Source organism: Dehalococcoidales bacterium (assembly GCA_035529395.1).
In the GTDB taxonomy this organism is placed as follows: domain Bacteria; phylum Chloroflexota; class Dehalococcoidia; order Dehalococcoidales; family Fen-1064; genus DUES01.
Map to the genome: position 1 here is coordinate 1 of DATKWT010000101.1, position 6,275 is coordinate 6,275.

Sequence of the window (6,275 nt, forward strand, 5' to 3'; positions counted from 1 at the left end):
TGCCTGCAGGGCGATGTCTGCCCCGAATCTCCTGGCTGCTTCCAATCGATACTCGTCAATGTCAGTGGCGACTATGTGGCTTGCTCCGAGGGCGCGGGCCAGGAGAACGTGGAGCAGCCCGGCAATGCCACTACCGATAACGAGTACGCTCTGGCCCGGTCGAATGCCGGCGATTCTCTGGCCGCGGAGGACACAGGCCAGCGGCTCGATGAAGGTTGCCTGTTCATAGGACATGCTGTCGGGCAGGAGGAACGTGCCGCGGTCTACATTTATGGCCGGTAACCGGACATACTCGGCAAAGCCGCCCGGGTGGAAGTTCGTCCGGCGCAGGGTCTCGCACATGGTGTGGTGTCCGGTAAGGCAGTAGTGGCAGGTGTTGCAGGGGACGTGATGGGCGGCAATGACGCGGTCGCCCACCTTGAAGCCCTCCACGCCCTCGCCGACTTCTACAACCTGACCGGCAATCTCGTGGCCCAGCACCAATGGGGCACGGTCCAGGCGATACCACTCCATGACATCACTGCCACAGATGCCGCTGGCCTCGATTTGCACCAGCAACTCTCCGGGACCGATTTCGGGGATAGGCATCTCCTCGATGCGGATGTCCCGGTTGTTGTACCACATGGCAACGCGCATCGTTGCGTCGCCAACGTGGGCAAATGGAGCGCTCAACAGCTTCCCCCAGCAGACTCACCCTCTGCGTCCCAGAATGCTTTCAGCAGCATGAGCCTAACTCTACTGGCGTATTCCTTAGCAGCCTCCAGCTTTGCTGACAAGTCGAGAGCTTGCCACTCTTCTTCGCTAAGACGATTGTGGTCAAACAGATGATGGTGATTGGGACACAGGTATACGTAGTTGCTCTCGTCACCGGGTCCGCCCCCAGACTTGGGGAGGATGTGACAGAAGTGGGTGATTCTTTCTTCACCGCATATTTCATAGGATCGATAAGTGCTAGTGTGTGAGCTATCCTGTCTTTCGGTAAGACTCTGCAGCGAAGGCCCAGTCGTGTGCACGGGTATCTGGACTCCGAATTTCTCTTGTATTTTCCTTGAGCCAATCCAAGATTCTAGTAGTGCGATAACTTGATTTCTTACCTGAACAATTTCGTTGTGAGTGCCTACTTCCAGTTCACTGTGTGCATCCAAGAACTCATTGAACAGCCTATGTAATTGCCTTCGAAATTCGTAAGTATCATGATAAAATTTGCCGTATATATATTGTTTCTTTCTGGCGGACTTGTTATCTTTCACGCACTAGATACCTCGTCTGTCTGAACTGCCTTCCTCAGTACCGACTCCAGTCTTTGAAACTCTACAGAGAACTCTCGAATCACTCCTAATGTCGACTCAATATCGATATGCTCGTGTGGAAGCCAGACCTTGCCTTTCTTGTCAAATGGGTATCGTGCGTCCTGGTCATTGGCATAGCGCTCACCCCAATCGATGAGTTCAGTAATACGACACTGGAACGCAAGTTCTTCTTCAGGAAATAGCTTACGGTAACACGAATGCAAATGCTTAAGGTCATGCCTGATTCCGGGTTTGACTCTCCTTAGAGTAAGTGCTGCCTTAAGGAATAACTCTGCTGATTGTGTCAAGGCAAAATGTCCTGGGAGAAGGTTATAGACCGTAGCACGTTCCGCCCTCTGCTGTTCTTCAAAGATCACAATAGCTGCGTGCATATAGCCGCTAGCCATCTCAAAAAGCAGATCATACTTGGTTTTCTTATCAATGTCCCAAGCCATAGCCAGATGATGTGTGCTCGATTCACTCATTAGGTTTCGCTGTCCTTATACTTTCATACATCTCCTCGGCCTCAACGGGCGTCGCCCCTTCGTGGATGATGGCCCGAAGCGCCCGTATCATCGCAACAGGGAAATCGTTCTGCCAAACATTCCTGCCCAGGTTCACCCCGATGCTGCCCTTCTGCATGCCGTCATGGACGAAGTCGAACACCTCGCGCTCGGTGTCGACCCGGGGGCCGCCGGCCATGATGACCGGTACGGGACAGCCGGTGACCACCTTCTCAAAGTCCTCGCACCAGTAGGTCTTGACGACGCGGGCCCCTAGCTCGGCAGCAATACGGCAGCAGAGGGCAAGGTATCGGGCGTCTCTCTTTTCCAGCTCCTTGCCGACAGCCGTAACCGCCATCACCGGTATGCCGTATCTCTCCCCCTCGTTGACCAGCTTCGACAGGTTCAGGAGCGACTCCTTCTCGTAGTCGGTACCTATGAAGACGGAGAGCCCCACCGCGGAGACATTAAGGCGGATTGCTTCCTCCATGCTGGTGGTGATACCTTCATTGGCCAGGTCTTTGCCCACCATGCTGGTCCCGCCGGACACCCTGAGGATAATGGGTACGCTGTTGTTCGGGTCGACACAGGAGCGCAGCACTCCCCTGGTGATGAATAGCCCGTCAGCGTAGGGAAGGAGCGGCTCGATTGTCTTGCGCGGTTCCTCCAGCCTTCGTGTCGGACCCTGGAAGTATCCGTGGTCCACCGGCAGGATGAGGACATGCCCGTCACTCTGGATTAGCTGCGCGAGGCGGTTCGCCATTCCCCACTGCATTTGCCTGACCTCCTTGCTTGGTCTGTGTTGGCTGGCTGGCTCAGACCTGGAACTGACCGGTTTGACTATTATACAACAAGCGGGCCAATGGTGGTATCGGTCGGTGCTTGGAAGGCACCTGTTCCGTCTTGTACGGTGTAGGGCCGCTGGGCTATAATTATTCGTTGCCACTAGTCTAACGGATGAAGAAAGGCACAGAACTTCGTAAACTATGAGCACCTGTATTTCCTGCACAAAGTGTAACCCGGGCGCGATTGTGGGGTATTCCTGTTTTGTCTATTGTTGAAGTCAGTCATATAATCAAGGCCTATCGTGATCACACCGTGGTCAACGACGTCTCCTTCGACGTGAACAGCGGTGAAGTGTTCGGCCTGATTGGTCCCAATGGTGCCGGCAAGACCACCATCATCAGGATGATGATGGATTTGGTCAAACCGGACTCCGGGAAGGTTACCATACTCGGGGAGGCATTAAGCGAAGCCGCCAAAAACCTCATCGGCTACCTGCCTGAAGAGAGAGGTCTCTACCTGAACATGAAGGTAATAGAATCGCTGGTCTATCTTGCCACTCTCAAGGGCATGGACAAGCAGAGCGCCGCGCAGAAAGCGGAAGAGCTTCTGCAAAGAATAGATATGCTGCCACACCGTAACAAGAAGATAAAGGAACTGAGCCGTGGCATGGGGCAGTTTGTCCAGTTCCTGGTCACCATCATCCATGGACCCCGGTTGGTTATCCTCGATGAACCTTTTGCCAATCTGGACCCGGTCAATACCCAGCTTATCAAAGACATGGTGCTTGAGATGAGAAACCAGGGAAAGGCCCTCATCCTGAGCACGCACAGAATGAACGAGGTGGAAGAACTCTGTGACCGCATACTGATGATGGATGACGGACGTACAGTCCTTTACGGAAACCTGGCTGAAATCAAGGAACGGTATCGGAACAACTCTGTCGTGGTGGAGTATGAGGGGGAGTTGGGTAAGGTGGCCGGCGTAGTCAGGAGACAGGAACATAATGGGCATATTGAGCTCTTCCTGGAGACCGGGACAGCACCGCAGCAGGTGCTGGCGCAACTGGTGAACCGGGGTATCGTGGTGAAACGTTTTGAGGTATCTACTCCTCCGCTGCATGATATATTCCTTCAGGTGGTTGAAGCAGGGCAATGAACAAGACACTGCTGGTGGTAAGGCACGAGTTCCTGCAGGTGGTGAAGAGGACAAGCTTCATTATCCTGACCCTCCTCTTTCCGCTGATAGGCTTTCTCGGCATCGGCATCTATCAGATTGCCCAGAATGTCGGCGGCTCATCGGATGCTGACAATCCGCTGATAGGTTACGTGGATGAGCTTGGCGGCTTCGAGGGCTATACCACCCAGGGAGACATCACCTTCGTGCCGTACGAAACACGTGACGGGGCAACCCAGGCCTTGCTTGCAGACGACATCGACGAGTATTTCGTTATTCCCGGCGACTACGTGTCCCGTGGACTGATAACAAGATACACAATGGAGCAGGAACTGGAAGTATCCGGAACAACGCAGTGGGCGATGAGGGTCTTCCTGCAAAGCAACCTTCTCGAGGGACAGACCGCCCGTGAGATTGCGGACAGGGTGAAATCGCCGATGTGGCTCCAGAGCTTCCTTCTTGACGAAAAGGGCGACATCGCCAGCGAGCAGGGCGGTTTCGCGGCTTTCTTCGCCCCGATGGTGTTCGGTTTCCTGCTGGTAATGTCCATCGGGATGACGTCCGGTTTCCTGCTGCAAGGACTGGGAGAGGAAAAGGAGAACCGGATTATGGAGGTACTGCTCTCCTCGGTCTCCACCCGGCAGTTGCTGACGGGAAAAGTGCTCGGCCTGGGCGCTGCCGGACTGCTGCAGGTTGTAATCTGGCTGGCTTCGATGATGGTCCTGACGCGCTTGACCTCCGAGACGGTGGGAGGCGAGCTTGCCGGCATTCAGATACCGGACAACATGATGATACTCGGTATTGTCTATTTCGTGCTGGGCTATCTCTTCTTCGCCGTGATGCAGGCGGGTGTTGGCGCCATCGGCTCCAACGCCAAGGAGAGCCAGCAGATGTCGGTATTTTTCATCCTTCCGGCGATATTACCCTTCTATATCTTCATCATCTTCCTGCGGGAGAATCCTGACCACGTTCTTAGCACGATAATGACCATGTTTCCGCTGACTGCACCGATGACGGTTTTCCTTCGAATGGGCCTGTCTGAGATTCCCGCCTGGGAACTGGCGCTAAGCATTTCCCTGATGGTTGTCAGCATAGTCGGCGGACTCTGGTTCTCTGCCAAGGTATTCCGCGTCTTCGTGCTGATGTATGGGAAATCGCCGAATCTGCGCGAGATCTTGCGCTATCTGAGGGAAGCCTAGCAGGATGATGAAAAAGGGGAGTACAGAGGGAACACCCCCAGATACAACCTTTCCCCCCTTCCGCAGAAGGCTCCTTCCTGGACAGGAAGGGTAAGGCGGCCCAGATAGGCCGCACGGGGGTTGGTCGAAAGGATTTTTCACAGACTACCAGCAAAATGGTTCAACTGGGACGTCGGGTAATGTAGCCACCCAGGATGAAACTCTCCCGGGAAGCGATGTCAGCTAGTCCCTCGGGGTAAACGAGCAGGGCGGAAACGTTGTCACTGCCGCCAAACCGGTTCAGTGTACGGTCGTAGATTCTCTCTTTCAGGTAGCGGTTGGAGTCCCGGATGGCCCGAAAAGCAAAGCCCTGCAGGTCACCATCGACGCGTTCCCGGAGAACGTCCTCCAGTGCCCTCTCTTTATCATTCCCCCGTATCGAAAGGATGCCGTCACTGGCGATAATGAAAAAGTCGCCCTCGGTCAGGTCGATGGATATCGGTTTCAGGTAGGTGTTCGGCGTCCCTATAAACTCCGGGATACCCTCGATTGTTGCTATCCCTCTATGGGACAGGTGTCCGTGGAAGAGGTAGCTGTCACCGGCAACGAAGGCGACTGCCTGGCGGTCACTCGCCTGTCCGGTTTCGGGGAAAGCAATCAGGCTCAGCGTAGCTCCGTCATCTCCCAGGGTCTTTCGGTTGAGGTCGTTGAGTATGGCTTCGAGGTCATTCACATTACCTTTCTGCAGGTGACGGTCCAGTTTGGTGAACAGCCTTCGCGAGGAGTCGGTTATCCCGGGAGGGTCGGAGATGGCGAAGACCTTCCGAGACGGGTTGACATAAAGGCAGTCACTATCGTAGACGAAGTTGTTTGAGCCCAGCATTACCTCGATGAAGACGTTGTCCGCTCCGGGATGAGTGCCACCGCAGAAACCGGGACCGGTGACTACCGGCCAGGTAATCACGCTCTCATGTGAGGGGAGGGTCTCCCAGGCTTTGCGGAACTTCTCTTTCATGTTGTCGGAGGTGTAGTGAGCGAAGCGGTCGAACAGTGCAGGATACTTCTGAAATACCCCCTTTTCAAAAACGGGATGGTGCTGAAGCTGAAATAGGTCCGTCATGCCCTGCTGTTCTACCTTCTATCCGACACTGCGGCCGGCCGGCTGCAATCATCTACCAGTGTTACGTTTACTGGCTTATACTCTCATTGTACCGGGCATCAGCCTCCGACTGCAATTATAGTATTACCACTGTCATTCTGAATGAAATGAAGTGGGAGGTCGCTGTCTGGCAGCGGCACAGAATCTCAAGGAAAGGACGAAAGAATCCCTGCTATCTCTTCACCTC

The 6,275-nt window shown here is 54.4% G+C and carries 6 protein-coding genes; 2 read left to right on the top strand and 4 right to left on the bottom strand.

Going from position 1 to position 6,275, the window contains the following annotated elements; genetic code table 11:
* From VMW13_06560 to lsrF, 3 genes are all read right to left on the bottom strand, one after another.
* On the bottom strand, nucleotides 1-672 hold a 672-nt coding region (locus VMW13_06560; protein ID HUV44475.1), incomplete at its 3' end, for an alcohol dehydrogenase catalytic domain-containing protein.
* Nucleotides 673-1,246: 574 nt separating this feature from the next.
* Nucleotides 1,247-1,774 (bottom strand): hypothetical protein, encoded by a 528-nt coding sequence (locus VMW13_06565; GenBank protein ID HUV44476.1) that lies wholly within the window; start codon nucleotides 1,772-1,774, stop codon nucleotides 1,247-1,249.
* Nucleotides 1,767-2,801, bottom strand: coding sequence for a 3-hydroxy-5-phosphonooxypentane-2,4-dione thiolase (gene lsrF / locus VMW13_06570; GenBank protein HUV44477.1), 1,035 nt, complete (start codon nucleotides 2,799-2,801; stop codon nucleotides 1,767-1,769). Before lsrF ends, VMW13_06565 begins: the two co-directional genes overlap by 8 nt.
* 38 nt (nucleotides 2,802-2,839) lie before the next feature.
* Here lsrF and VMW13_06575 point away from each other — a divergent pair, with 38 nt between their 5' ends.
* Nucleotides 2,840-3,733, top strand: coding sequence for an ATP-binding cassette domain-containing protein (locus tag VMW13_06575; protein HUV44478.1), 894 nt, complete (start codon nucleotides 2,840-2,842; stop codon nucleotides 3,731-3,733).
* Entirely contained in the window at nucleotides 3,730-4,950 is a 1,221-nt protein-coding gene (locus VMW13_06580) for an ABC transporter permease (GenBank protein HUV44479.1), read from the top strand. Before VMW13_06575 ends, VMW13_06580 begins: the two co-directional genes overlap by 4 nt.
* Before the next feature lie 160 nt (nucleotides 4,951-5,110).
* On the opposite strand, the gene VMW13_06585 is transcribed toward VMW13_06580, so the two are convergent.
* Nucleotides 5,111-6,049: a hypothetical protein gene (locus VMW13_06585; protein HUV44480.1), complete on the bottom strand. Its 939-nt coding sequence runs from the start codon at nucleotides 6,047-6,049 to the stop codon at nucleotides 5,111-5,113.
* Nucleotides 6,050-6,275 lie beyond the last annotated feature (226 nt).